Source organism: Mesorhizobium humile (assembly GCF_033977215.1).
In the GTDB taxonomy this organism is placed as follows: Bacteria; Pseudomonadota; Alphaproteobacteria; order Rhizobiales; family Rhizobiaceae; genus Mesorhizobium; species Mesorhizobium humile.
On record NZ_JAVIIV010000037.1, the window covers coordinates 1 to 23,914 of the forward strand.

Annotated in this window: 20 protein-coding genes; 7 read left to right on the forward strand and 13 right to left on the reverse strand. The window is 64.5% G+C overall.

Annotated features, from left to right (window positions below; genetic code table 11):
* Positions 1–304 precede the first annotated feature (304 nt).
* The 9 genes from RFM52_RS31225 to RFM52_RS31265 all read right to left on the reverse strand — a co-directional run bounded on the left by RFM52_RS31225 (position 305) and on the right by RFM52_RS31265 (position 11,602).
* Positions 305–616, reverse strand: a complete 312-nt coding sequence (locus RFM52_RS31225; protein ID WP_320298818.1) for a type II toxin-antitoxin system RelE/ParE family toxin — start codon at positions 614–616, stop codon at positions 305–307.
* 3 nt (positions 617–619) lie between these two features.
* A complete protein-coding gene (locus RFM52_RS31230; RefSeq protein WP_320298819.1) occupies positions 620–886 on the reverse strand; it encodes a type II toxin-antitoxin system ParD family antitoxin in 267 nt (88 codons plus the stop codon).
* A gap of 454 nt (positions 887–1,340) precedes the next feature.
* Positions 1,341–3,137, reverse strand: a complete 1,797-nt coding sequence (locus tag RFM52_RS31235; RefSeq protein WP_320298820.1) for a hydantoinase B/oxoprolinase family protein — start codon at positions 3,135–3,137, stop codon at positions 1,341–1,343.
* A 27-nt stretch (positions 3,138–3,164) separates the two neighbouring features.
* Positions 3,165–5,225, reverse strand: a complete 2,061-nt coding sequence (locus tag RFM52_RS31240; protein ID WP_320298821.1) for a hydantoinase/oxoprolinase family protein — start codon at positions 5,223–5,225, stop codon at positions 3,165–3,167.
* 25 nt (positions 5,226–5,250) lie between these two features.
* Positions 5,251–6,240 carry an ABC transporter permease gene (locus RFM52_RS31245; RefSeq protein WP_320298822.1) on the reverse strand — a complete coding sequence of 330 codons (990 nt, stop codon included), beginning with the start codon at positions 6,238–6,240 and terminating at the stop codon, positions 5,251–5,253.
* Complete coding sequence (locus RFM52_RS31250) at positions 6,237–7,262, reverse strand: ABC transporter permease (RefSeq protein ID WP_320298823.1); 1,026 nt, start codon at positions 7,260–7,262, stop codon at positions 6,237–6,239. The genes RFM52_RS31245 and RFM52_RS31250 overlap by 4 nt, the downstream gene beginning before the upstream one ends.
* Positions 7,259–8,746 carry a sugar ABC transporter ATP-binding protein gene (locus RFM52_RS31255; RefSeq protein WP_320298824.1) on the reverse strand — a complete coding sequence of 496 codons (1,488 nt, stop codon included), beginning with the start codon at positions 8,744–8,746 and terminating at the stop codon, positions 7,259–7,261. The genes RFM52_RS31250 and RFM52_RS31255 overlap by 4 nt, the downstream gene beginning before the upstream one ends.
* A 162-nt stretch (positions 8,747–8,908) precedes the next feature.
* Complete coding sequence (torT, locus tag RFM52_RS31260) at positions 8,909–9,967, reverse strand: TMAO reductase system periplasmic protein TorT (protein ID WP_320298825.1); 1,059 nt, start codon at positions 9,965–9,967, stop codon at positions 8,909–8,911.
* Positions 9,968–10,225: 258 nt separating this feature from the next.
* Complete coding sequence (locus RFM52_RS31265; RefSeq protein ID WP_320298826.1) at positions 10,226–11,602, reverse strand: aspartate aminotransferase family protein; 1,377 nt, start codon at positions 11,600–11,602, stop codon at positions 10,226–10,228.
* A gap of 163 nt (positions 11,603–11,765) precedes the next feature.
* Here RFM52_RS31265 and RFM52_RS31270 point away from each other — a divergent pair, with 163 nt between their 5' ends.
* From RFM52_RS31270 to RFM52_RS31280, 3 genes are all read left to right on the forward strand, one after another.
* On the forward strand, positions 11,766–12,455 hold the full coding sequence (locus RFM52_RS31270; RefSeq protein ID WP_320298827.1) for a GntR family transcriptional regulator: 690 nt from the start codon (positions 11,766–11,768) through the stop codon (positions 12,453–12,455).
* A 2-nt stretch (positions 12,456–12,457) separates the two neighbouring features.
* On the forward strand, positions 12,458–13,579 hold the full coding sequence (locus tag RFM52_RS31275) for an NAD(P)/FAD-dependent oxidoreductase (protein WP_320298828.1): 1,122 nt from the start codon (positions 12,458–12,460) through the stop codon (positions 13,577–13,579).
* A 182-nt stretch (positions 13,580–13,761) separates the two neighbouring features.
* Positions 13,762–15,948 (forward strand): alpha-ketoacid dehydrogenase subunit alpha/beta, encoded by a 2,187-nt coding sequence (locus tag RFM52_RS31280; RefSeq protein ID WP_320298829.1) that lies wholly within the window; start codon positions 13,762–13,764, stop codon positions 15,946–15,948.
* Positions 15,949–15,951: 3 nt separating this feature from the next.
* Here the strand turns inward: RFM52_RS31280 and RFM52_RS31285 are convergent, their stop codons facing one another.
* Together RFM52_RS31285 and RFM52_RS31290 are read right to left on the reverse strand one after the other, a co-directional pair.
* Entirely contained in the window at positions 15,952–16,719 is a 768-nt protein-coding gene (locus RFM52_RS31285; protein WP_320298830.1) for an SDR family NAD(P)-dependent oxidoreductase, read from the reverse strand.
* The gene (locus tag RFM52_RS31290; RefSeq protein ID WP_320298831.1) at positions 16,716–17,636 is read right to left on the reverse strand and encodes an aminotransferase class IV; all 921 of its coding nucleotides are present in this window, start codon (positions 17,634–17,636) and stop codon (positions 16,716–16,718) included. The genes RFM52_RS31285 and RFM52_RS31290 overlap by 4 nt, the downstream gene beginning before the upstream one ends.
* Before the next feature lie 132 nt (positions 17,637–17,768).
* Between RFM52_RS31290 and RFM52_RS31295 the strand changes: the two genes are divergently transcribed.
* Together RFM52_RS31295 and RFM52_RS31300 are read left to right on the forward strand one after the other, a co-directional pair.
* Complete coding sequence (locus tag RFM52_RS31295; RefSeq protein ID WP_320298832.1) at positions 17,769–18,323, forward strand: VOC family protein; 555 nt, start codon at positions 17,769–17,771, stop codon at positions 18,321–18,323.
* 81 nt (positions 18,324–18,404) lie between these two features.
* On the forward strand, positions 18,405–19,085 hold the full coding sequence (locus RFM52_RS31300; RefSeq protein ID WP_320298833.1) for a GntR family transcriptional regulator: 681 nt from the start codon (positions 18,405–18,407) through the stop codon (positions 19,083–19,085).
* Between the two features lie 15 nt (positions 19,086–19,100).
* On the opposite strand, the gene RFM52_RS31305 is transcribed toward RFM52_RS31300, so the two are convergent.
* Entirely contained in the window at positions 19,101–20,534 is a 1,434-nt protein-coding gene (locus tag RFM52_RS31305; protein WP_320327895.1) for an NAD-dependent succinate-semialdehyde dehydrogenase, read from the reverse strand.
* A 42-nt stretch (positions 20,535–20,576) separates the two neighbouring features.
* Positions 20,577–21,944, reverse strand: a complete 1,368-nt coding sequence (locus RFM52_RS31310) for an aminotransferase (protein ID WP_320298835.1) — start codon at positions 21,942–21,944, stop codon at positions 20,577–20,579.
* A 104-nt stretch (positions 21,945–22,048) separates the two neighbouring features.
* Between RFM52_RS31310 and RFM52_RS31315 the strand changes: the two genes are divergently transcribed.
* Entirely contained in the window at positions 22,049–22,936 is an 888-nt protein-coding gene (locus RFM52_RS31315; RefSeq protein ID WP_320298836.1) for a transketolase, read from the forward strand.
* Positions 22,933–23,910 (forward strand): transketolase family protein, encoded by a 978-nt coding sequence (locus tag RFM52_RS31320; RefSeq protein WP_320298837.1) that lies wholly within the window; start codon positions 22,933–22,935, stop codon positions 23,908–23,910. Before RFM52_RS31315 ends, RFM52_RS31320 begins: the two co-directional genes overlap by 4 nt.
* Positions 23,911–23,914 lie beyond the last annotated feature (4 nt).

A 23,914-nucleotide genomic window follows, 5' to 3' on the forward strand; every position in this document is an offset into this window, starting at 1 on the left:
GGGCAGATTTAGAAGCAAACTTCTTCGTCGCCAGCGGCGCACCGCCCTCGTTCGTGGGGCGTATATAGTCGCCACCCGATCGACCTGTCAACAGCCAAGATCGCTCTTTTTTCGATTTCTCGTGGAGATATCCACGAAGGCAAAAATCGTGAGCTGGCTTGGTTCAATTTTGGCCGGCGGCCCGTTGCCAGGCCATCACGGCGATAGCGGCCACAACCGCTCCGCCGAGCGGGATGCTTTCAACCGAAATCGTCCCTGCGGCGCTTAGCCGAATGTCGACCGCCACGGCCGCCTGAACGTCGGTTTAGAGCCGCTCTTCGAGCAATTCAGGCGTAATGCTCCGGCCGGCGTAGAAGATGCCCAGGATCAGCACACGTTCGCCATCGACGGTGAAAACGATACTGACCGCGCGGCGATAACCGATAATCCGCAGCCCCGGCATGATCTCCACCCGCTCGGTGCCGCGCTGTGGAAAAGTCGACAAGCCCAGACAATGATCGCGGATGCCGACGACAAAATCCCAGGCAACCGCCGGCGACTCACGCCCGGCTATATCGTCATAGAGCTGTTCGAGCTCGGCTTCCGCGCTCGCGTGGAAGACAACCCGGTATTCCATCCCCTACTTGGCTTTCGCCTGCCGCGCGCGATGACGGGCCTCCAGCCGGCAGAACACCGTTTCAGCGGGGATTCCCTTTGCCGGATCCTGCTGGAGCTCGGCCATGCGAGACGGGATTTCCTCGCGCAGCCACTTCTCTCGCTCCGCCTCAAAATCCTCGAGCATACGCAGGCCGGCGCGGACAACCTCGCTGGCATTGTTGTAGCGGCCCGACTCGAGCTGCTTCTTGATGAAGCGCTCGTAATGATCGTTCAAGGCATAATTGGGCATGGGGAACCTTCCCGGGATATATGGGACCGCGCGACAGATATAGCAATAGATAGCAAAAATTAGCAGTTTGGTTGATTCGATTCCAATTCACCCGATGCGATTCGGCGAAAGATCCAACCGTAGCCGAATCGGCAGCGATCAAAATGCCGGGTCGAGACGCCGGCGTCCGATCGAGGGTCGCCAGGCGGCCTATTCCACGATCCCTGCTCTCTCCAATCTTGGCGTGTGGCCCGAACAACCACGTCGCCCGCATCGACCCTGTATCGGCCTCTTTCATTGACCCGAGCCTGCGCTCCATTGATTTGGACAACATAGTCCCGGGGTGGAACCGGGTCGCCACGACCGAGATGCAGGGCATGCTCTCAAGCTGCAACGAGATCAGTTCGGGCTTGAGTGTGTTGGCGACACCGGCAAATCCGAAGTCCCTTGCAGACCCGTTCCACGCCTCTTGGAGTCAAACCGTTCTAAGGGCGGATGTACGGGCCTCGTCGACCTGGAGCAGGCCAGGCTCGTCGGCCTCGACCAGAACCACCTTGTAGACCGTCTCGGCGTCCTCGCGGCTCAGCCAGCCGCGATTTACGGTCGCGGCCACCCGCTTCGGATCGCGCTTCAGCGGATCGCCGTAACCGCCGCCGCCGCAGGCGGTGAATTCGATCCTGGCGCCGTCCTCGATCGTCTCCTCGCTGAAGGCCGGCAGCACGATCTTTTCGCCGGCGCGGAGCTTGATCGTCTCGCTCTCCTTACCGTCGCCCCCGCCCAGCACGCCGCGCGGCGGGAAGCTGGTGCCGTCGGCCGCGTAGACAATCGTCATGTCGTGGTCGAGCGGATAAAAGACGCCGCCGGTCGCCGGCGCGCCCTCGAACTCGCCGAAGCCCTGCGATCCGGGCAGCACGCCACGACGCTCGATGACGATCGGATACATCGACTCGTCGACCTCGACCGAGTCGAGTTGGATGAGGCCGGCATTGGCCGGACCGCAATAGGTCAGCCAGCCGTCGAAGCCGTAGCGGGCGCCGCCGCCGGCATAACCGACGAAGACCTGGTTGACATAGGACTTGCCGTGCTTGAACGGGTCCGCGCCGGAGATGACGCCGACGCCGGCCGGCAGGTGCGAGCCGCTCTCGGCCTGACCGTAAGGCGCGCCCATGCGCGAGAAGACGCAATTGCCGGCGATCATCAGCCGGTCGTTGACATTGGTGGTGGCGACCGAGGTGCCGACCGGATATTTCGGCTTGCCGATGACGCTTCCCTCGCGCAACAGCACCTTGATCTGCGACTTCGCGCCCTCATTGTGGGGAATGCTTTCGTCGAGATTGTTGAAAACGCCGATGCGGCAGGAGCCGGTCGCGGTGTTCTCTGACAGGTTAAGGCCGCCCGGCACATTGTCGATGTTGTCGCGCACGTCGACGACGATCTCGCCCTTCTCCGGATAGACATTGATCGTCACCTTGACCGGGATGCCTTCGTCGGCGACGCCCGGCACCGGGTCATGGCGAGTCTCGTAGCTGTAGCTGCCGGCCGGCAGCTTGGCGATCGCCGCCTTGGCGCAGCGCGCGCCGTAGTCAAACCAATCCTCGACGAAACCGAGAATGGTGTCGCAGCCGTAGCGCGCGAACAACTCGCTGATGCGGCGCTCGCCGGTGCGGCAGGCGCCGATCTGCGCGCGCACGTCGCCCAGCCACATGTCCGGCACGCGGTTGCGCATCGTGCCGATGCGCAGGATGTCCTTCTTCTCCTCGTAGTTCTGCGCGACGCGCACGCAAGGGAAATGCATGCCTTCCTCGAAGATGTTCTTGGCGAAGGGCAGATAGGTCGACGGCACTGGCGCGCCGGTGTCGGCGTGGTGCGACAGCGCCACGACCCAGAACAGCGGCTCGCCCTCGAAGAACACCGGCATCGCCATGATCAGGTCGGCATGGTGCGTGCCGCCGGTGTAGGGGCAGTTGTTGAGGAAGATGTCTCCCTGCGTGATGTCGTCGAACAGGTCGGTCAGCGGCCGCGTCGCCATGTCCATAGACATGACGTGGATCGGCAGGGCGTCCTCGACCGAGACCAACCGGTGATCGTAGGTCAGGATGGCGCAGGAGAAGTCGCGCGCGTTCTTGATCACCGCCGAGCGGCTGGCGCGCATGACGACCAGGGTCATCTCGCGCACGATCGCCTCGAAGCGGCTTTTCAGCACTGACATCAGGAAGGGGTCGACACGGCGTTCAGTGACGACGTCGAGTTCGAGCCTGTTGATGGAGTCCATGGGTCGTTCTCTCACGTGATTGTGGAACTAGGCGATGTTGACGACGAGATTGCCGTAACGGTCGATCTGCCCTTGATGCTGGTCCTTGAGATAAGCCGTGAAGGTCTCGGCTTCGACAAGGCAGGGGCCGGCAAGCTGCGCGCCGGCACGTAGCTGCGCAAGTTCGTAGACGGGCACCGTTTCGACACGGCCGCTCTCCTGCTGGTAGATGCCGCGCCTGGCCTTCAGGTCGATGGCGCCGACCTGATCGGGCAGCGTGTTCTTCTGCCAGATGTCTTGGCCGGAGCGCTTGCCGATGGCGCGCAGCTTCCACGCCGTGAACTCGACGACGTCGTTGTCGGCGCGGATCGAATAGATGCGCTCATGCATCTTGTGGAAGGCCTCGACCAGACCCGGCAGATCGCTCTCGGACACCATCCCGTCCTTGGCCTCGAAAGGCACCTCAATCTCGAAGGACTGGTATTCGTAGCGACCGAGGAAGGAGAATTCGAACTGGCGGTTTTCCGGCGCGACGCCGGCGTCGGCGAGAAAATTGTTGCCGGCCTGTTTCAGGCGCTTCAGCGCATCGTTGACGCCGGCAACGTTGAAGTCGGCATCGGAGGTGAGCAGCACCGCGCTCTCTTCCGAACGGATATCGGAGATCAGGCCGCCGAAAGCGCTGAGGCCGGCCATGAAGCGCGGCACCATGTAGCGCTTCAAGCCGAGGATGTCGGCCATCTCGGCGATGTGGATAGCGGTGGCGCCGCCGCCGCAGACGAAGAAGGAGTCGCGCGGATTGATGCCTTCGCGCACGGTGATCTCCTCGATCGCCGCCACCATGTTGTGGTTGCTGGTGGTGTAGATCGCGTAGGCCGCTTCCTGCCGCGACACGCCGAGCCGCGTCGCGATCTTGTCGACCGCCGCTTCCGCCAGCTCGCGCTTCAGCTGCATCTTGCCGCCGAGGAAGTAATCCGGATCGACGATGCCGAGCACGACATTGGCGTCCGTCACCGTCGGCTCGGTGCCGCCCTGGCCGTAGCAGGCCGGACCCGGCCGCGCGCCGGCGCTGCGCGGGCCGACCTGCAGCAACCCGCCTTCGTCGACGAAGGCGATGGAGCCGCCGCCGGCGCCGACCGAGCGCACGTCGACCTTGGGGATGCCGAGCGAATCGTCATGGATCATACTGTCCGGCGTGACGATGATCTGGTGGTCGCGCAGCGCCGACACGTCGAAGGTGGTGCCGCCCATGTCGCCGACGATGATGTCGGGCTCGTCGGAGAGCGCCAGCGCCGCCATCGGCGCCAGCGTCGGGCCGGACATGACGCTGTAGATCGGCTTCCGGATCATCTCAGCCAAAGGCATCATGCCGCCGACGCAATTGGCCAGCAGCAGTTCGCCTTCGAAACCTTCCTCGTCGAGCGCCGTCTTCAGCTTCTCGATATATGTGCGCACGATCGGATTGATCGAGGCATCGATCGCGGCCGCGATGATGCGTTTGTATTCACGCGGCATCGGGTTGATCTCGTGGCTGAGCGTCACCGGGATGCCGGGCAGCTCCTTCTCCAGGATCTCGCGCACGGCAAGCTCATGCGCCGGATTGACCACCGACCATAAGAGGCCGACGGCGATCGCCTCGACGCCCAGGCCGCGGAACTCGGCGGCGGCCTTGCGCACGTCATCCAGCGAAAGCGGCGCAAGCTCGCGGCCGCGCGCGTCGATACGGCCGGCGACGGTCTTGGTGAGATGCCGCGGCACATAGGGATCGGGATAGTTCAGCCGCCACTGGAAGGCGCCTTTGCGCGGACCTTCGCGCAGCACCAGTATGTCCTGGTGGCCGGCGGTCAGGATGAGGCCGACCTTGACCGTCTTGCGCTCGACCAGCGCGTTGGTGGACACGGTCGAACCGTGCACGATGAGGTCGATCTCTCTCATGAAGTCGGCGCCGCTCAGGCCATACCCCTCGGCCGCGACATGCAGCACGTTGATGAAGCCTTTTTCGAATTCGCCCGGCGTCGTCGGCGACTTGAAGATGGCGATCTCGCCCTTGCTGTTCGAGACAAGGCAGTCGGTGAAGGTGCCGCCGATGTCGATGCAAACTTGATAGGCCATACGAGCTTCCCGAAGGGTTGGAGTATCAGCGCCTGGCTTCGTCGCGATTGACGATCAGGCTGACGATGATGATGACGCCCAGGCAGATCTGCTGCAGATAGCCGTCGATCTGGACGAGGTTCATGCCGTTGGAGAGCACGGTGACGAACAGCGCGCCGAGCACGGCGGCGCCCACGCCGCCCTCGCCGCCGGAAAGGCGCACGCCGCCGACCACGGCGGCCGCGATGGCTTCCAGTGTGAGATTGCCGCCGAGATTCGGCTCGCCGGAGCCGGTGCGCGCGGTGAGCAAAAGGGCGCCGAGCGCTGCCAGCAGCGCGCAAAGCACGTAGGCCAGCACCAGCACCGGCACGGTGCGGATGCCTGCCGCCACCGCCGCCCTGGGATTGGCGCCGATGATGTAGAGGCTTCGACCGAAGCGCGTCGCCTTGAGCGTCAGGAACAGAAGCAGGAACGCCAGCGCGGCGATCCAGATCGGCATCGGAATCGAGAGCGGCGATCCCTGCGCGAACTCGGCGGTGAGGCCCTTCGGCAAGCCGGTGACTGGGAAGCCACCGCTGATCGTCGAGGCGAAGGCCAGCACCATATTGGCCATGCCGAGCGTCGTCACCAGCGGGTTGATGCCGATGCCGGCTATCAGCACGCCGTTGGCGAGGCCGATCGCGCCGGCGATTAGCACCGCGGCGCCGACGCCATAGAGGATCGAGGCATCGCCGCCGCCCATCGCCACCATCGCCATCGAGGCGGCGACGCTGACCAGCGAGACGGTGTAGCCGAGAGAAAGGTCGAAGCCGCGGGTCAGAAGCACCATGGTCTGCGCCATGGCGAAGATCGCGAGATAGCTCGCCTGCAGCGCGATGTTGCGGAAATTGCCGAGGGACAGAACACGCGGCTCGACCAGGCCGAACAGGATGAGGACAACGACAATGGCGATCGGCAAACGCGCGGCGCGCAATAACTCTTTCAGCGAAAGGCCGGAGCTCTGAGCCATCGGTTGTGTCTTGGCCTCCATGCTCATGACTGCCGCTTCCTCAGCAGAAGCCGTTCGATGGCTAAGGCTATGATCAAAACCGCGCCGAGCACCAGCGTCTGGTACTTGCTGTCGACCTGCACCAGGTTCATCGCGTTGGCGATGACCGACAGGAACAGCGCCGCAAGCGCCACCAGTTCCGCGCGGCCGACGCCGCCGCGCAGCGAGACGCCGCCGATGACGGCAGCGGCAATGGTTTCGAGCGCCAGGGTTCCGCCGATCGTCGACTGGCCGGAGCCGAGCCGCGACGTCATCAGGAAGCCGGTGAGCGCGGCGAGCAGGCCGGCAAGCATATAGGCCACCATCAGCGTGCGGCCGGTGGAGACACCCGACAGGCGCGCCGAGCGCTGATCGCTGCCGACCGCATAGATGTGGCGGCCGAGCGCCGTGAAGCGCTGCATGACGATGCAGGCGGCAAGCACCGCCAATCCCACCCAGAGCACGATCGGCAGGCTGAGGAACTGGCCGCGTCCGACATTGGCAATGAAGGAGTCGGCCACGCCATAGATCGGGATGCCTTGCGTGAAATAGAGCGCGATGCCCATCAGCACCGACATCATCGCCAGCGTCACCATGAAGGGCGAGAGCGAGAAGGTCGCCACAAGCCCGGCATTGACCAGCCCGACAAGCGCGCCGGCGCCGAGCGCGATGACCAGCGAGGCAAGGATGACGACCAGCTCCATGCCCGGGAAATAGCCGCTGCCGACAAGCATCACGGCAGCCGTCACCACCGAGGTCGCCGCCACCACGGCGCCGACGGAGAGGTCGAAGCCGCCGGCCGTCATCACCAGCATCTGCGCCAGCGACGGGATGAGCAGCAGCGCGAAATTGCGCATGACATTGAGCAGGTTGAGCCGGTTGAGGAAGCGTGGCTCGATCAGCGCGGTCGCGACCACCGCCACGACCAGGAACGTGATGACGATGCCGCCTTGCATGAGGAAGCGGTCGAGCCGGCTCGCGCGATGCGATGGCGCGTTGGCAACGGTCATGGTCGCCGTTTCCGAGCTCATGCGCGACCTCCGAAATAATGCGACAGGACCTGGGCTTCGCTGAGCTCATCCTGTGCAAGCTCGGCGACCACCTTGCCTTCATGCATGACATAGACCCGCGAGGCGAGATTGATCAGCTCCGGCAATTCGGATGTCGAGACCACGACCGAGGCGCCGGCCTCGACCAGCGACTTGATGAGATTGTAGACATCGGCCTTGGCGCCGACATCGATGCCGACGGTCGGTTCGTCGAACAGGTAGACGTCGAACGGCTTCATCAGCCCGCGCGCCAGCATCAGCTTCTGCTGGTTGCCGCCGGAGAAGGCGGACGCCTTGCGCTCAGGCGCCATGGGCCTCAGCGCCAGATTGGCGAGCGGCGTCTTGATCGTCTCGTTCTCGCGCCAGAATTTCAGCACCGGCCCGGACGACAGTTCCGGCAGGTCGAGCGAGCTCATGGTTGCGTTCTCGCGCGCCGAGCGTGCCAGCGCCAGGCCCTCCGAGCCGCGATCTGCCGGGAAATAGCAGACATTGGCGGCAAGCATCGACGTCGGCGTCGGCCGCTCGACCGCCTTGTCGCCCAGCATGATCGCGCCGGCCTCGACGGTCTCCAGGCCGAAGACGGCGCGGCAGAGTTCGCTGCGCCCGCAGCCGACGAGACCGGCCAAGCCGACCACCTCGCCCGCGCGGGCGATAAAGGAAGCGCCGATGACGGAGTGCTTTTCCGTCGTGAGATCCCGCACTTCGAGCCTGACTGCGCCGGGCTTGTGCTCGATCTTCGGAAAAAGCTGGTCGACGGGACGGCCGACCATCATCTCGATCAGCCCCTCGTCCGAAATCTCGGCGGTGACGACCGTGCCGATCTTCTTGCCGCCGCGCAGCACGGTGACGCGGTCGGAGAGATTGCGGATCTCGCTCATACGATGCGAGACATAGATGATGCCGACGCCGCGCGCCTTGAGCAGCACCACGGCGTTGAACAGTTTCTCCGCCTCGCCGTCGGTGAGCGACGCGGTCGGCTCGTCGAGGATGAGCACCTTTGGCCGCATGCGCAGCGCCTTGGCGATCTCGACCATCTGCTTTTGCGCGCGCGATAGGAATGCGACCTTCTCGTCGAGCGGCAAATGGAAGCCGAGGCTGTCCAGCAACTCGGCCGCTGCCTGGCGCATCTGCTTGCGTTTCAGGAACAGCCCGGATGACTGTTCCCGGCCGAGGAAGATGTTTTCGACCACGGTTAGGTCCGGAACCAGGCTGAATTCCTGGAAGACCGCGGCAATGCCGATCTCTTGCGCCACCTGCGGCGTCAGGCTGGTGATGGTGCGGCCATTGATGCGGTAGACGCCTTCAGCCCAGGGAAACGTGCCGGCAATGAGATTGATGAGCGTCGACTTGCCGGCGCCATTCTCGCCAAGCAACGCATGGACCTCGCCCTCGTTGAGGGAGAAGTCGACATTGTCGAGCGCGGCTACGCCTCGGAATCTCTTGGTGAACCCTGTAACTTGCAGCATCTCGTCCAAAGGCCCCAAAGCCGGCAAGAGCAATTCGGGTAAACTGCGCGGCGGTTTTGCCAGGAATTGCATCAAGTCGCCTGACCGCCTTCTGCAAGGCGGTCAGGCCGGGAGGATCGCGATCCAATCGCGAAGCTGAAGGCCGCGCCGGCGGCCACGTTACTATTCGACCGAGAACACGGGGCGCCAGTTGTCCGGCGCGAAGATCTGGGTCGTGTCGATCTTGTCGACATTGTCCTTGGTAACGATGCCGGGGGCAACCAGCAGGACCTTTTCGTGATCCTTCTTCTCCAGGGCGCGGACCGCGAGGTCGACGCCGATGCGTCCCATGATGACCGGATATTCGGTGGCGAAGCCGAGCACCGAGCCGTCCTTGACGGCCTTCAGCATGGTCTGGTTCTCATAGGAGGACATGATCGTTACGTTGCTCAGGCCGGCATCGGCCACGGCGCCAATCGCGGCTTCCGCCGTCGGGGCGCCGCCCCAGATGACGTTGACGTCCGGATGGGTCTGCAGCGCATCCTCGACCAGCTTGAGCTGCGCCGGCACGCTGGCCTCGCCGAACATTTCGCCGACCAGCTTGATGTTGCCGCTCTTGGTGCTGTCACGGAAGCCGTTCATGTAGGTCTCGGCCCAGCCGCTGCCCTGCGGACCCGGGAATGCAACCGCGGTGCCCTGCTTGTCGCCGAGAAATTTCTTCACATACTCGCCGGTCTGAAAACCCTTCTGGTAGAAATCGGGCGTGATGCGGGCGGTTATCGGCGTCTCCAGGATCGGATTGGCGACGGCGATGTTGACGATGCCCTTGCCCATGCCTTCGTTGATCTTGGCGGCCATGCCGGCTTCCGAGATCGCCGAGATCAGGATGGCGTCGGCGCCCGCGGCGACGCAGTCGTCATATTGCGAGATCTGCTTCGGCAGCGCGGTGTATCCACCCGCCTGCAGCACCGTCACCTTGACGCCCAGGCGCTTGGCCTCCTCGACGATGCCGTAGTCCACCGACACCCAATAGCTGTCCTGCAGATGTGGGAAGAGCACGCAGAGCTTCCAGGGCTTCTCCGCCTTGTCGAGCGGCTTGTATTCGATCTCTCCGACCTTCTTGAGGTCGCCATCCTTCGCCGAGGCGATCTTGAACGGCCACCAGTCGGCGGCATGCGCCATTCCGGCCGACAGCACCGTCGCCGACAGCGCCAAAGCCAGCGTCTTCTTCAATCCACTCATATCAGTCTCCCATTTGAACAGCTGCCCTTGGAGGGCCTGGAGTTTCTACTCGATCGACCGGTTAATCCCGGTCAGTTTTGTATCCAATCTGCCACTTCTTCGTCGGCATTTCAAACTTCAAAATGCGGAATTTCGTACAAATGTATCCATTCAGCTCTTTTGGATCGCGCAACTCACAACTTACATCTTATATCTTATGTGTCAATGCGCGCGATAGGCCGCGCGCCCGACAGGGCGTTTCGACTGCTCTAGGCTGGCTCAGCCCTGCGCCCGAACCTGCGGCAACGCGGCGTCGAGCGAACGCTCGAACGCATCGACCAAAGCGTCGACCTGCGCCTCGGTGATGATCAACGGCGGACAGAAGGCGATGGCGTCGCCCATATTGCGCGAGATGACGCCGTTCTGCTGCAGGAAGCCGTTGACCAGCGCGCCGAGCGCCGCCGGCTTGCCCCAGGGCGCCTGGCTTGCCTTGTCGGCGACGAGCTCAACGGCCGCGATGAGGCCGACGCCGCGCACCTCGCCGACCAGCGGATGCGAGGCGAGCTTGCGCAGCCTTGCCTGCAGATGCGCGCCGACCTTGCGCGCGTTGCCGACGAGGTCGCGCTCCTCGATCAGCTTGATGTTCTCCAGCGCGACGGCCGCGGCGACCGGATGACCGCCACCGGTGAAGCCGTGGCCGAAGGTGCCGATGCGGTCGCTCTCGTCGGCGATCGGCTCGAACACCTTGTCATTGATGACGAGCGCCGAGATCGGCAGGTAGGAGGACGAAATCTGCTTCGACAGCACCAAGATGTCGGGCTTGATGCCGAAGGTCTGCGAGCCGAACATCTCGCCGGTGCGGCCGAAACCGCAGATCACCTCGTCGGCCACCAGCAGGATGTCGTATTTCGACAGCACCGCCTGGATCTTTTCCCAATAGCCGGCAGGCGGAACGACGACGCCACCGGCGCCCATGATCGGCTCGCCGATAAAGGCGGCGATCGTTTCAGGCCCCTCGGCAAGGATGAGCTTTTCCAGATCGTCGGCGAGCCGCGCGGAAAACTGCTCCTCGCTTTCGCCGGGCTCCGCGTCGCGCCAGTGATGCGGCGTCGACGTGTGCAGGATATTGGCGATCGGCAGGTCGAAGGAGAGATGGTTGTTGGGCAGGCCGGTCAGGCTCGCCGAGGCGATGGTGACGCCATGATAGCCGCGCTTGCGGCTGATGATCTTCTTGCGCGCCGGCTGGCCGAGCGCGTTCGACCGATACCAGATCATCTTGATCGCGGTGTCGTTGGCCTCGGAACCGGAATTGGTGAAATAGGCCTTGCTCATCGGCACCGGCGCCATCTGAACCAGTTGCTCAGCCAGGTCGATCAACGGCGAATGCGCCTTCGAGCCGAAGTCGTGATAGAAGGGCAGCTTCGACATCTGCCTCGTCGCAGCATCCACCAGTCGCTTTTCCGAGAAGCCGACGGCGACGCTCCACAAACCCGCCATCGCCTCGATATAGCGATTGCCGGCGATGTCCTCGACATAGATGCCATCGCCCTTTTCGATCACCAGCGGCCCCGTCTCCTGGTGCTTGCGGGCGTTGGTGTAGCCATGCAGGTGGTAGCGGATGTCGCGGGCTTCTGGGGAATTCGGTCTGGCGTCCATGACGGCTCCTGTCTGCAGGCATCCAAGCGGGAATTGCCCTGCCTCCCCTCGTCCAAGGGGTCGCAGTTCCCTCTTGCATTATGCTGTTTGATGCATCATGTTTCTTATAAGATATACTGTCAAGCCCTTTTGGGCCGGCGGCCAAAAACGGGACGGGAACGGCATGGCGAGCTTCAGCTTCGAAGCGCTCGAGCGCGAAAACCTCGGCGAAACCGTCTATGCGCGCGTCGCCGAGGCGCTGATCAAGGGGCGTTTCGCGCCGGATGCCAGGCTGACCATCCGCGACCTCGCCCAGTCGCTCGGAACCAGCGTCACGCCGGTGCGCGACGCGATCCTGCGCCTCATCCAGGACGAGGCGCTGGTGCAGAAATCGGCGCGCGAGGTGCGCGTTCCCATCATCACGCTGGAACGCTATCGCGAGATCCGCCAGATCAGGCTGAAGCTCGAAGGTCTCGCCGCGCGCGAGGCCGCGCTCAAGGCGACGGCCAGGGATATCGAGCGGCTGCGCGATCTGATCGCCCGCAACGAGCGCGCGATCGCCGACAGGAACTGGACCGAAGGGCTGGAGCTCAACCAGACATTCCACTTCGCGCTTGCCGACATAGGCGACATGGTGGTGCTGCGCGGCATCCTTAACCGGCTCTGGCTGCAGATGGGTCCGCTGATCGCGGAATCCTATCATGAAGGCGGCCGCGCCATGATCGACAATCACCACGCGGTGCTCGCCGCGGTCGAAAAGAAGGATGCCGATGCCGCCGAACGTGCGATCATCGCCGATATCACCGAGGGTGGAAACGTGATTCTCGAACGGCTGCTCAGCAGGCGCGCCGCCGACACGGCCAAGGCAGGCTGAGAATGGAACAGATCGACTGCATCGTCGCCGGCGCCGGCGTGGTTGGTCTGGCGATTGCGCGCAAGATGGCCGCGCGCGGCCTGGACACGCTGATCCTCGAGGCGGCGGCTGCCATCGGCACCGCGACGAGCTCGCGCAATTCGGAAGTGATCCATGCCGGCATCTACTATCCGCAAGGATCGCTGAAGGCCCGGCTCTGCGTCGCCGGCCGCGACATGCTCTACCGCTACTGCGCGGAACGCGCGATCCCGCACCGCCGCTCCGGCAAGCTGATCGTCGCGACCGACGAGGCCCAGGAACCCGTGCTTGCCGCGATCCGAGCCGGCGCCGCGGCCTGCGGCGTCGACGATCTGCGCTTCGTTTCCGCCGCTGAAGCGCAGACCCTGGAGCCGGCGCTTCATTGCACCAAGGCGCTGCTCTCGCCCTCCACCGGTATCATCGACAGCCACGCCCTCATGCTCGCCCTGCACGGCGACGCCGAGGAAAGCGGCGCGATGCTGTCGCTCAACACGCGCATCGTTTCGGGCCGCATCGATGCCGGTCGTATCGTGCTCCAGACGAGCGACACGGCAAGCGGTGAAGGTTTCGAGATCGCCACACCGCGCCTCATCAACGCGGCCGGCCTTGGCGCCGTGGCGCTGGCGGGCTCGCTCGAAGGCTTCGGTCGGCAGTTCTTGCCGACGCTTCGCTACGCCAAGGGCAATTACTTCTCGGTGGCGGGCCGAGCGCCCTTCTCGCGGCTGATCTACCCCGTGCCCGAACCGGGCGGGCTCGGCGTTCACCTGACGCTTGATCTCGGCGGCACGGCCCGGTTCGGGCCCGACGTCGAATGGACCGACACGCTCGACTACCGCGTCGATCCGGCGCGCGGCAAACGCTTCTACGATGCGATCCGCAAATACTGGCCGGATCTGGCCGACGACAGCCTGCAGCCGGCCTATAGCGGCATTCGGCCGAAACTCTCCGGTCCGGGCGAAGAAAACAGCGACTTCGTCATCCAGGATGCGACGACCCATGGAAGCGCCGGCCTGGTCAATCTCTTCGGCATCGAAAGTCCCGGCCTGACCTCCAGCCTGGCGATTGCCGAACATGTGACGCGCATTCTCGTGCCCGAGGCGGACTGACAAGGCTGACGCGCGGTATCGAGGGCCGATCGCATCGCGCGCCTCGGCCAGAGATTGGCATATCCACTTAATGTATCCAATGATAATCAATATAGGCAATTTTTGCCTTTTAAAAAGCACGATACGTCTCTATCGTATCCAATAAGCTTCTCAAACCAGCCACCAGCGCGCCAGGAAGTACGATGCCCGACTACGCGACATTGGCCCCGTCAGCCCCCTGGCGCGAGCTCCACACGACACGCGCCGACTGGGATGACGCCGATCCGGCCGTGCTGGAATCGATGCTGGTTTCGGCCCATCTCATCCGTGCCTTCGAGGAGAAAGTCCTGGAACTTGCCGGCCAGGGACTGGTGCATGGTCCCGCCCATTCCGCGGTCGGCCAGGAAGGCGGCGCCGTCGGCTCCGCCGCGTTGATGCGCGCAACCGATCAGATCAATGGATCCCATCGCGCGCATCATCAGTTCCTCGCCAAGTCGATCCGCTATGTCGCGCCGACGGGATTGGCGCCCGCCGACGATTTCTCGCCGGCCATTCGCGGCCTGGCGCAAAGATCGCTGGCCGAGATCCTCGGTCTCGCTCAGGGTTTCTGTCGCGGTCGCGGCGGCTCGATGCACTTGCGCTGGGCCGAGGCCGGCAATCTCGGCACCAACGCGATCGTCGGTGGCGGCGTGCCGCTGGCCGCGGGCGCGGCCTGGGCGCACAAGCGTGCCGGCAAGGGCGACGTGGCCTTTGCCTATTTCGGCGACGGCGCCGTCAACATCGGCTCGGTGCTGGAGACGATGAACATCGCCGCCGCCTGGAAGCTGCCGCTCTGCTTCTTCATCGAGAACAACCGCTACGCTGTCTCGACCCATGTCGAGGAAGCGACCGCCGAGCCGCGCCTGTCGGCACGCGGATCGGCCTTCGCCATTCCCGCCTGGAAAGTCGACGGCATGGATCCCCTCGCCGTCTATCTTGCGACGAAGGAAGCCATGGAGTTGATGCGCAATGGCAGCGGGCCAGCCATCATCGAGGCCGATGTCTACCGCTACTTCCATCAGAACGGCCCCCTGCCCGGCAGCGCCTTCGGCTATCGCGACAAGGCCGAGGAGGCGGCATGGCGCGCGCGCGACCCGCTCGACCGGCTGGCGAGCGAAATGGAACAGCGTCAGATCATCGGCAGCTCAGGCGTTGCCGCTCTGCGCGAACGCGCGCTTGCGCTGATGGCCGAGGTCGCCGCCGAACTCGTCGAGCAGGTGGAAGGCAAGAACCGCATCAAGCCGGCGCTCTGGCCGGACGAAGGTTTTCGCGACCACGGCATACGCAGCGATCTCTCCGAGCTATCCGGCCAGCGCACGGAGGAACTTGAAACCTTCGGCGGCGCGATCGCCGGCGACGCCAAATTTATCGATGTGGTGGCCAACGTCATGCAGCGCCGCATGACGACGGACGACCGCATCGTCATCATGGGCGAGGATGTGCACCGGCTGAAGGGCGGCACCAACGGCGCGACGCGCGGCCTTGCCGCCGCCTTCCCCGACCGGGTGCTCGGCACGCCGATCAGCGAGGCCGCCTTCACCGGGCTCGGCGGCGGCATTGCCATGGACGGCCGCTATATTCCGGTCGTCGAGTTCATGTATCCGGACTTCATGTGGGTGGCGGCCGACCAGGTCTTCAACCAGATCGGCAAGGCGCGCCACATGTTCGGCGGCGATATCGACGTGCCGCTGGTGCTGCGCACCAAGGTTGCCATGGGCACCGGTTACGGTTCGCAGCACTCCATGGACCCGGCCGGCATCTTCGCCACCTCGCCCGGCTGGCGCATCGTCGCCCCCTCGTCCCCCTTCGACTATGTCGGGCTGATGAACAGCGCGCTGCGATGCAAGGATCCGGTGCTCGTCATCGAGCATGTCGATCTCTACAATTCCACCGGCCCGGCGCCGATCGACGACCTCGACTACTTCATCCCGCTCGGCAAGGCCAAGGTCGTGCGCCAGGGCACGGCGATGACCCTCCTGACCTACCTCGCCATGGTGCGCCCGGTGCTCGAGGCGGTCGAACGTCTCGGCGTCGACGCCGAGGTCATCGACCTGCGCTCGCTCGATCGCGCCGGGCTCGACTGGCAGACTATCGAAGCCTCGATCCGCAAGACCGGCAATGTGCTGGTGGTCGAGCAAGGCGCGCGCGGCACGTCCTATGGCGGCCTGCTCGCCGCCGAGATCCAGAACCGCTGCTTCGACTGGCTCGACCAGCCGGTCCAGCGCGTGCATGGCGGCGAGGCTTCGCCAAGCATTTCCAAGGTACTGGAGGCCGCCGCTTGTGCACGCCCCGCCGATATCGAGCGCGGCTTGCGCCAGGTCATGGCCGATCAGGGGCGGCCGCTGGGCTGAAAGTCAGGCCTTCGGATCGTCGCGCGGCGTCATGAAGCCGGCGGTCTCGCCGCCGTCGACGCTGAGCACCGCGCCGTTGACGAAGCCCGCGGCGGGAGAGAGCAGCCAGCCGACCGCCTCCGCGACATCTTCCGGTGTGCCGAGGCGCGCCGCAGGGATGCGCTTTTCCAGCCGCTCGCGGCGGCCGGGAATGGCAAGCGTCTTCGCCATCATCTGCGTGGCGATCTGACCCGGGCAGACTGCGTTGAAACGCACCTCCGAGCCATATTCGAGCGCCAGCGCTTGCGTCAGGCCGATCAGCGCCGCCTTGGAGGCGGTGTAGATCGCAAGCCCCTCCTCGCCGACAAGGCCGGCCACCGACGAGATCGTCACCACGGCGCCGCGCGCGGCCCGCAGACCCGAAAGCGCATGACGCGTGAACAGATAGGCCGAGGTGGTGTTGGCCGTCATCGTCCTGTTCCAATCGTCGAGCGTCGTCTGGGCGAAGGCGGCGCGCCCGCCGGCGCCGGCATTGTTGACCAGGCCGGCGATACGCCCCTTGCCAAGCTCCAGCGCGATCTCGGCCGCGCGCTTGCAATCGGCCTCGCTGGTCGCGTCGCCGGCGGCGAAGATGGCGCCGGGGACCGCGGCGATCACATCATCGGCGGCGGCCCCATCGCGCCCGGTGAAGACGACCCGCGCGCCATCCGCCGCCAGCCGTTCGACGCAGGCGGCGCCGATGCCGCGCGTGCCGCCAGTCACCAGGAAAACGCGTTGTGTTTGCGCGCTCATGCGGCCGTCTCATAATTGACCGGCGTGCAGAGCGGACCTTCCCTGTGCGCGGCCCAGTAGAGATCGTGGATGCGATTGGTGATCGGGCCGGGCTTGCCGTTGCCGTAGATGCGGCCATCGAGCACCGTCACCGGCATGATGCCGCCGGCAGAGCTTGAGATAAAGATCTCGTCGGCCTCGCCCAATTCCTCGATCGGCAGCGGCCGCACCTTGCAGGTCACGCCTGCTTCGCCGGCCAGCTCGATCACCGTGCGGCGCGTCATGCCCTCGAAGACGCCGCGCTCCGGCGTGGTGATGACGTTGTGCTTCACCGAAAAGATATTGAAGCCCGCGCCTTCGGTGACATTGCCCTTGCCGTCGTTGAGCACGGCGACGATGGCGTCGTTGTCGTAGGCCTCGAAGATGCCCATGGTGAGATCGAGCCAGTGGAAATTCTTGATGCGCGGATCGAGCGATTCTGGCGGGATGCGCTGCACCGAGCTCACCACCATCTTCAGCCCGTCGCGGCGTTGCTCGTCATTGGCGATCCAGACGAAAGGCTGCGCGAAAGCGTAGAGCCGGTTCTGGCAGAGCCTGGGATCGCGGGTGCCGGCCGGCGGCACGCCGCGCGTGCAGGTCATCTGCACATAGGCATCGCGCAGCCCGCTCCGGCGCACGCATTCGACCAGGATGTCGGCTATCTCGGCCTTCGACAGCGGCAGGCTCATACGCAGGCCGCGCATCGAGGCCAGGAAGCGCTCGATATGGTCGTCGAGCCTGAAGAAGCGGCCCTTCCAGACATGGGTGACGTCATAGGTCGCATCGGACCGCACGAAGCCTCGGTCGGTAATCGGAATGGCAGCCTCCGCGAGCGGCATATAGCTGCCATTGACATAGGCTATGCCCAACGCCGGATCGTAAGCGGTCCTGTCTGTCATGAAATCCTCCACAGATGCCAAATCTATTATTGGATACAATCCGGCGAATTTATTCAGCCAGATCCGCTAATTTTCTTGCCAATTGCCACATGTTGGATACGGTCATGTCGGATTTTAGATGCCGGACAAGCAATGCTTCATGAAACCAGCCATGCCCGCAACGGCCTTCCGGGCCTGCGCGGCACTGATCATATCGGCTTCACCGTTCCCGATCTGGACCAAGCCGTCCGTTTCTTCGTCGAGGTCATCGGCTGCGAGCCCTTCTATGAGCTCGGACCTTTCCGGTCCGACGGAGACTGGATGGAAACCCATCTCAACGTCCATCCGAGAACCGTGATGAAGCGGCTCAAATTCCTGCGCTGCCGGCACGGCTCCAATTTTGAGATCTTCGAATATTCCGCTCCCGACCAGGACGGCCTCCAACCCAGGAACAGCGATGTCGGCGGGCATCATCTCGCCTTCTATGTCGACGATATCGGCGAGGCCGTCGCCTATCTCAAGGCGCGGGGCGTGCGCGTGCTGGGCGAGCCGACGGTGCGCACCGAGGGGCTGAGCGCCGGTCAGAGCTGGGTCTATTTCCTGAGTCCTTGGGGGATGCAGCTTGAGCTGGTCTCGTTCCCGGCCGGTAAGGCCTATGAGCGGGAGACAAAGCGCCGCCTCTGGCATCCGGCCAACCCTCATTTGTGAGCGGCTGGTTCGTGCCGATTCCCACCCGCTCGCCGATGCACTAACATCCTGGGGATCAACACCATGCGGGGAACTGAGATCATGGCCGGCAGACGCGCAAGCGGCGGAACCGAGGGCAACGGCGCCGCCCTGGCCAGCGGTCGCGTCACGGATGCGCTGCGCGACGCCATCCTGTCGGGGCGGCTGCGGCCGGGCAGCCGCATCCGCCAGGAGGAGCTCGCCGAAGAATACGGCATCAGCCGCATTCCGGTGCGCGAGGCGCTGCGGCAGTTGGAAAGCGAGGGGCTGGTCATCCTCGTGCCCAACAGCGGCGCTTGGATTTCCAAGCTCGATCGCGCCGAATGCATCGAGATCTACAAGATCCGCGAGCGCCTGGAGCCGCTGGCGCTTTCCGAAAGCAGCGCCAACCTTTCGCCCGAAACGCTTGCGCGCCTGGAAGACCTCGTCTCGCGCATCGAAGCCGCCGGCAGCATCGACGAGTTCCTGCAACTCGACCGCGAGTTCCATCTCCTGAGTTATGAAGGGGCGCGCATGCCTCAGCTCGCCCAGATGATCCACAAATTCTGGAATACCACCCAGCAATACCGCCGCGCTTTCGCCGCTTCGGTCGGCAAGGCCGGCATGGCGGCGGTGCATCACGAGCATCGGCTGATCCTCGAGGCGCTGAAGCGGCGCGACGGCGAACAGGCCGGCCTCATCCTCTACGGCCATATCCGCCGCACCCGCCTGCAGCTCGAACAGCACACGGAGATGTTCGCCTAACCCAGTCGGAAGACACTAGAATCCCGCCTGGCTGATGAACTTGGTGACGAGATAGGCCTCCAGCGCTTCCGAGCCGCCTTCGGAACCGTAGCCGCTGTCCTTCACGCCGCCGAACGGCACCTCCGGCAGCGCCAGGCCGAGATGGTTCATCGTCAGCATGCCGGTCTCGATCTCGGCGCCAAGCTCGGTCGCCGTCTTCAGCGAGCGGGTGAAGGCATAAGCCGCGAGCCCGTAAGGCAGGCGGTTTGCCTCGGCCACCGCCTCGTCGAACGTCGCGAACGGCATGACCAGCGCCACCGGCCCGAACGGCTCCTCGTTCATGATGCGCATGCCGGGGCTGAGATCACTGAGCACGGTCGGCTCGAAGAAGGCGCCCTTGTTGCCGATGCGCTTGCCGCCGGTCGCGACGCTGGCGCCCTCGGCCACCGCTTCGGAAATCATCGCCTCGACGGCCTGCAGCCGCCGTTCATTGACCAACGGCCCCATGCGGGTGCCCTCAGTCAGCCCGTCGCCGACCTTGAGAGCGCGCGCATGGCCGACGAGCTTGTCGACGAACGGCGCGTAGGATGTCTCCTGGACCAGGAAACGCGTCGGCGAGACGCAGACCTGACCGCCATTGCGGAACTTGGCCGCCGCCAGCAGGCTCGCCGCGTTGTCGAGATCGGCGTCGTCGAAGACGATCGCCGGCGCATGCCCGCCGAGCTCCATGGTCACGCGCTTCATATGCAGGCCAGCGAGCGCCGCGAGTTGCTTGCCGACCGGAACGGAGCCGGTGAAGGATACCTTTCGGATCACCGGATGCGGGATCAGGTAGCTCGAAATCTCCGGCGGGTTGCCGAAGACGAGATTGAGCACGCCGTCGGGAAGCCCGGCATCCTTGAAGGCGTCGGCGAGGCAGGCGGGCGACGCCGGCGTTTCTTCCGGCGGCTTGACGATGATCGAGCATCCGGTGGCCAGAGCGGCCCCGATCTTGCGGATCGTCTGCGACACCGGGAAGTTCCACGGCGTGAACGCCGCGACCGGCCCGACCGGCTCACGCATGACCAGCTGATGGACGTTGCCGGCCCTCGCAGGCACGATGCGCCCATAAGTGCGGCGCCCCTCCTCCGCGAACCAGTCGAGGATATCGGCAGAGGCCAACACCTCGATCGTCGCCTCGTTCAGCGGCTTGCCCTGTTCGAGGCTGAGCAGGCCGGCGATCCTGCCGGCGCGCTCGCGCATAAGCCGCGCGGCCTCACGGATCACCTTGCCGCGTTCGAAGGCCGAGACCTTGCGCCAGATCCTGAAGCCGCGTTCGGCTGCCGCAAGCGCCCGGTCGAGATCGGCGGCGCCTGCCATGGCAACCGAGCCGATGACTTCATCGGTGGCGGGATTGCGAACCTCGACAGTCTTGCCGCCGTTCGCCGGTCCCCACTTGCCGTCGATGAAAAGCCCGACTTCGGGATACATGCTTTTGTCCAGTCTGATGGTGATTGTCATGGCAGCCAAGCCTCAGAGCGAGAGGCTCTCCCTTGTGTCTTCGATGGCGAGGAAAAGCGCGCGGACCAGTTCGTCGATCTGGTCCGGCTCGATGATGTAAGGCGGGCAGAGCGCCAGCACGTCGCCCATGTTGCGCAGGATGATGCCGCGTTGCCTGCAGGCGCGTTCGACTTGAGCGCCAACCCTGGCCTCGGCCGGAAAGCCCTGTTTCGTGCGCCGGTCGGCGACCAGCTCGACGCCGGCCAGCAGGCCGACGCCGCGGACCTCGCCTACCATCGGATGATCGGCAAGCGCGTTGCGAAGCGCTGCCAACATCTGCGCGCCCAGCGCCCGAGCGCGGCCGACGACATCGATCTCGTGATAGATGCGTAATGCCTCAGCGGCGACCGCCGAGGCGACGGGATGGCCCGAATAGGTGAAGCCGTGGCCGAAGACGCCGTTCCGGTGTCCCTCGTCGGCGATCGACTGATAGAGCGCATCCGACACGACCACCGCCGCGATCGGCATGTAGCCCGACGACAGGCCCTTGGCGACCGAGAACATGTCGGGCTTGAAATCGAAGGTTTGGCTGCCGAACCAGTTGCCGGTACGGCCGAAGCCGCAAACCACTTCGTCCGCCAGAAGCAGGATGTCATGCTTGTCGAGCAGCTTGCGCAGCTTGGGGAAGTAACCTTGCGGCGGCACGATGACGCCGCCCGCCCCCATCACCGGCTCGGCGATCATGGCGGCGATCGTGTCTGGCCCGGCTACCAGGATCATCCTCTCCAGCTCGGCGATCAGCCGGTCGGCGAACGCCTCCTCGCTCTCGCCCTCCCGCCCTTCGCTGTAGAAATGCGGCTTGCCGGCATAGAGGATGTCGTCGGTGTTCATGCCGAACGAACGGTGCATATGCGGCAGGCCGCTCAGCACCGCGCCCATCACCGTGCTGCCATGAAAGGCGCCGTTGCGGCTGATGATGCGCCGCTTCCCGGGCTTGCCGCGCGCCGCCTGATAATACCAGGCGAGCTTGATCATGGAGTCGTTGGCTTCGGAACCTGAATTGGCCAGGAATATCCTGCAGTCCGGAATCGGCGAGACCGCCGCGAGTTGCTCGATCAGGTCGATACAGGGCTCGTTCGAACGGTGATTGAACGTATGATAGTTGGCGAGCTTGGCGAATTGGGCAGCCGCAGCGGCGGCCAATCTCTGATCGTTGAAACCGAGCGACGCCGTCCACAGGCCGGCCATGCCTTCGATATAACGGTTTCCGGCATCGTCGCGGACATAGATTCCGTCGCCGCCGGAGATGATCAGCGGCCCATCCTGCTCGTGCCGCCGCGGATCCGTCTGCGAATGCAGATGCAGGCTCATGTCGATTGCCCGAGCCGAATTATGCAGCATTTCCTGTTCCCTAAGGCGGACGATTGTTCTTGCGGCCCAATCAAATATCTTATAACTTATAAGTTGTCGAGGGTCAGATAAACGGAAATGGGAGGAGATCGACCATGGCGTCCTCAGGCGCGAGCCAATGGCCTAGCAACAGCGGCAATGACGGGATATCGGACGAACAGGCTGCCCGCCTGCGCGAGCGCGCGCGCTTCGTGCGGTTGGAGACGATCAGGCTGATTTCGATTGCCAAAGTCGGCCACTACTCGTCGGTCTTTTCCTGCGCCGAGATCTTCTCGACGCTCTACTACGACACGATGCGGATCCGCCGCGGCGAGCCGGGCTGGCCCGAACGCGATCGCTTCCTGATGGGCAAGGGCCATGCGGCGGTCGGCCAGTTCCCGATCCTCGCCGATCTCGACTTCTTCGACCGCTCCTGGCTCGACGATTACACCCGCCTCGGCAGCCCGCTCGGCGATCACCCCGACATGCGCAAGGTGCCCGGCGTCGATTTCAGCTCCGGTTCGATCGGCCATGCGCTTTCCAACGGCGTCGGCATGGCGTTAGGCGGCCGCTTCCACGGAAAAGACTTCAACGTCTTCGTCCTGCTCGGCGACGGCGAGATGCAGGAAGGGCAGGTGTGGGAAGCCGCCATCAGCGCCGCCACCCACCGGTTGGGCAGGCTGGTCGCAATCGTCGACCGCAACGGCTACCAGCTCGACGGCAAGGTCGACGATGTCGCCGCGGTCGAACCGCTGGACGAAAAGTGGCGCGCCTTCGGCTGGGAGGTGCATGAGGTCGACGGCCACGACGTCGTCGCGCTCGCCAACCTGCTGCGCAAGGTCAAGGCCGACACCGGCCGCGAGAAACCCTGCTGCATCATCGCCAAAACGCTCAAGGGCAAAGGCATCGACTACATGGAGACCGAACCTGGCTGGCACCTCGGCTATCTCGCGCCGGAAGACGAAGCCCGCGCCCGCGAGATGATCCTCGAAGGTGCGAAATGAGCGCAGCCTTGCATCCCGACAGCTGGCAGTACCGCGAGCTCAACAAGCGCGCGCCCTCGCTCGCAACCCTCGCCGACACGCTGATCGAGCTCGCCGAAGCCGGCCATCCGGTCGTCGCCGGCACCGCCGATCTGCAGCACTCCAACGGCCTCGTCGGCTTTGCCCGGCGCTTTCCCGAGCGCTTCACGCAGTTCGGCATCTCCGAGCAGAACATGGTCTCGGCCGCGGCCGGCATGGCGACCACTGGCGTCATGCCCTATGTCGCGACCTTCGCCTCTTTCCTGGCGCTGCTTTGCTGCGAGCAGATCCGCATGGACGTCGCCTATTGCGCGCAGCCGGTTCGCCTGATCGGCCACCACACCGGCATCTCGCTCGGCTTCTATGGCACCTCGCACCACGCAACCGAGGATATCGCCATCATGCGCTCGATCGCCGACCTGACGGTCGTCTCGACTGCGGACGGCCCGCAATTCGCTGCGGCGCTGCGCGCTTCGGTGAAGCACCCGCAGCCGATCTATTTCCGCATCTCGCGCGGCCACGATCCGGTCGTCTACGCCGAGAACGCGCCATTCGAATTCGGTAAGGCGGTGGTCCATGGCATCGGCAACGACATCACCATCATCGCCTGCGGCATGGCGGTGCACTCGGCCAAGCAGGCGATGGAGGCCTTGAACGGCAAGGGCCATTCCGTCGGCCTCATCGACATGCACACGATCAAGCCGCTCGACCGCGAGGCGGTGATGGCGGCGGCGCGCAAGTCGCGCATCATCCTGACTGTCGAGGAGCACAATATCCTCGGCGGCCTGGGTGGCGCCGTCGCCGAAGTGCTGGCCGAGGAAGGCGGCGGCGCAAGGCTTGTACGGCATGGCATCAAGGACGAGTACAGCCTCATCGCGCCGCCGACCCATCTCTACCGTCACTACAAGCTCGATGCGGCCGGCGTCGAAAGCGTCGCGCAATCCCTGCTCGCTTAGAGCA

Bases quoted from the DNA above. Each gene is read 5' to 3' on its own strand.
- RFM52_RS31225 (WP_320298818.1), bottom strand. From the start codon at position 616: ATGGAATACCGGGTTGTCTTCCACGCGAGCGCGGAAGCCGAGCTCGAA.
- RFM52_RS31230 (WP_320298819.1), bottom strand. From the start codon at position 886: ATGCCCAATTATGCCTTGAACGATCATTACGAGCGCTTCATCAAGAAG.
- RFM52_RS31235 (WP_320298820.1), bottom strand. From the start codon at position 3,137: ATGGACTCCATCAACAGGCTCGAACTCGACGTCGTCACTGAACGCCGT.
- RFM52_RS31240 (WP_320298821.1), bottom strand. From the start codon at position 5,225: ATGGCCTATCAAGTTTGCATCGACATCGGCGGCACCTTCACCGACTGC.
- RFM52_RS31245 (WP_320298822.1), bottom strand. From the start codon at position 6,240: ATGAGCATGGAGGCCAAGACACAACCGATGGCTCAGAGCTCCGGCCTT.
- RFM52_RS31250 (WP_320298823.1), bottom strand. From the start codon at position 7,262: ATGAGCTCGGAAACGGCGACCATGACCGTTGCCAACGCGCCATCGCAT.
- RFM52_RS31255 (WP_320298824.1), bottom strand. From the start codon at position 8,746: ATGCTGCAAGTTACAGGGTTCACCAAGAGATTCCGAGGCGTAGCCGCG.
- torT (WP_320298825.1), bottom strand. From the start codon at position 9,967: ATGAGTGGATTGAAGAAGACGCTGGCTTTGGCGCTGTCGGCGACGGTG.
- RFM52_RS31265 (WP_320298826.1), bottom strand. From the start codon at position 11,602: ATGGACGCCAGACCGAATTCCCCAGAAGCCCGCGACATCCGCTACCAC.
- RFM52_RS31270 (WP_320298827.1), top strand. From the start codon at position 11,766: ATGGCGAGCTTCAGCTTCGAAGCGCTCGAGCGCGAAAACCTCGGCGAA.
- RFM52_RS31275 (WP_320298828.1), top strand. From the start codon at position 12,458: ATGGAACAGATCGACTGCATCGTCGCCGGCGCCGGCGTGGTTGGTCTG.
- RFM52_RS31280 (WP_320298829.1), top strand. From the start codon at position 13,762: ATGCCCGACTACGCGACATTGGCCCCGTCAGCCCCCTGGCGCGAGCTC.
- RFM52_RS31285 (WP_320298830.1), bottom strand. From the start codon at position 16,719: ATGAGCGCGCAAACACAACGCGTTTTCCTGGTGACTGGCGGCACGCGC.
- RFM52_RS31290 (WP_320298831.1), bottom strand. From the start codon at position 17,636: ATGACAGACAGGACCGCTTACGATCCGGCGTTGGGCATAGCCTATGTC.
- RFM52_RS31295 (WP_320298832.1), top strand. From the start codon at position 17,769: ATGCTTCATGAAACCAGCCATGCCCGCAACGGCCTTCCGGGCCTGCGC.
- RFM52_RS31300 (WP_320298833.1), top strand. From the start codon at position 18,405: ATGGCCGGCAGACGCGCAAGCGGCGGAACCGAGGGCAACGGCGCCGCC.
- RFM52_RS31305 (WP_320327895.1), bottom strand. From the start codon at position 20,534: ATGTATCCCGAAGTCGGGCTTTTCATCGACGGCAAGTGGGGACCGGCG.
- RFM52_RS31310 (WP_320298835.1), bottom strand. From the start codon at position 21,944: ATGCTGCATAATTCGGCTCGGGCAATCGACATGAGCCTGCATCTGCAT.
- RFM52_RS31315 (WP_320298836.1), top strand. From the start codon at position 22,049: ATGGCGTCCTCAGGCGCGAGCCAATGGCCTAGCAACAGCGGCAATGAC.
- RFM52_RS31320 (WP_320298837.1), top strand. From the start codon at position 22,933: ATGAGCGCAGCCTTGCATCCCGACAGCTGGCAGTACCGCGAGCTCAAC.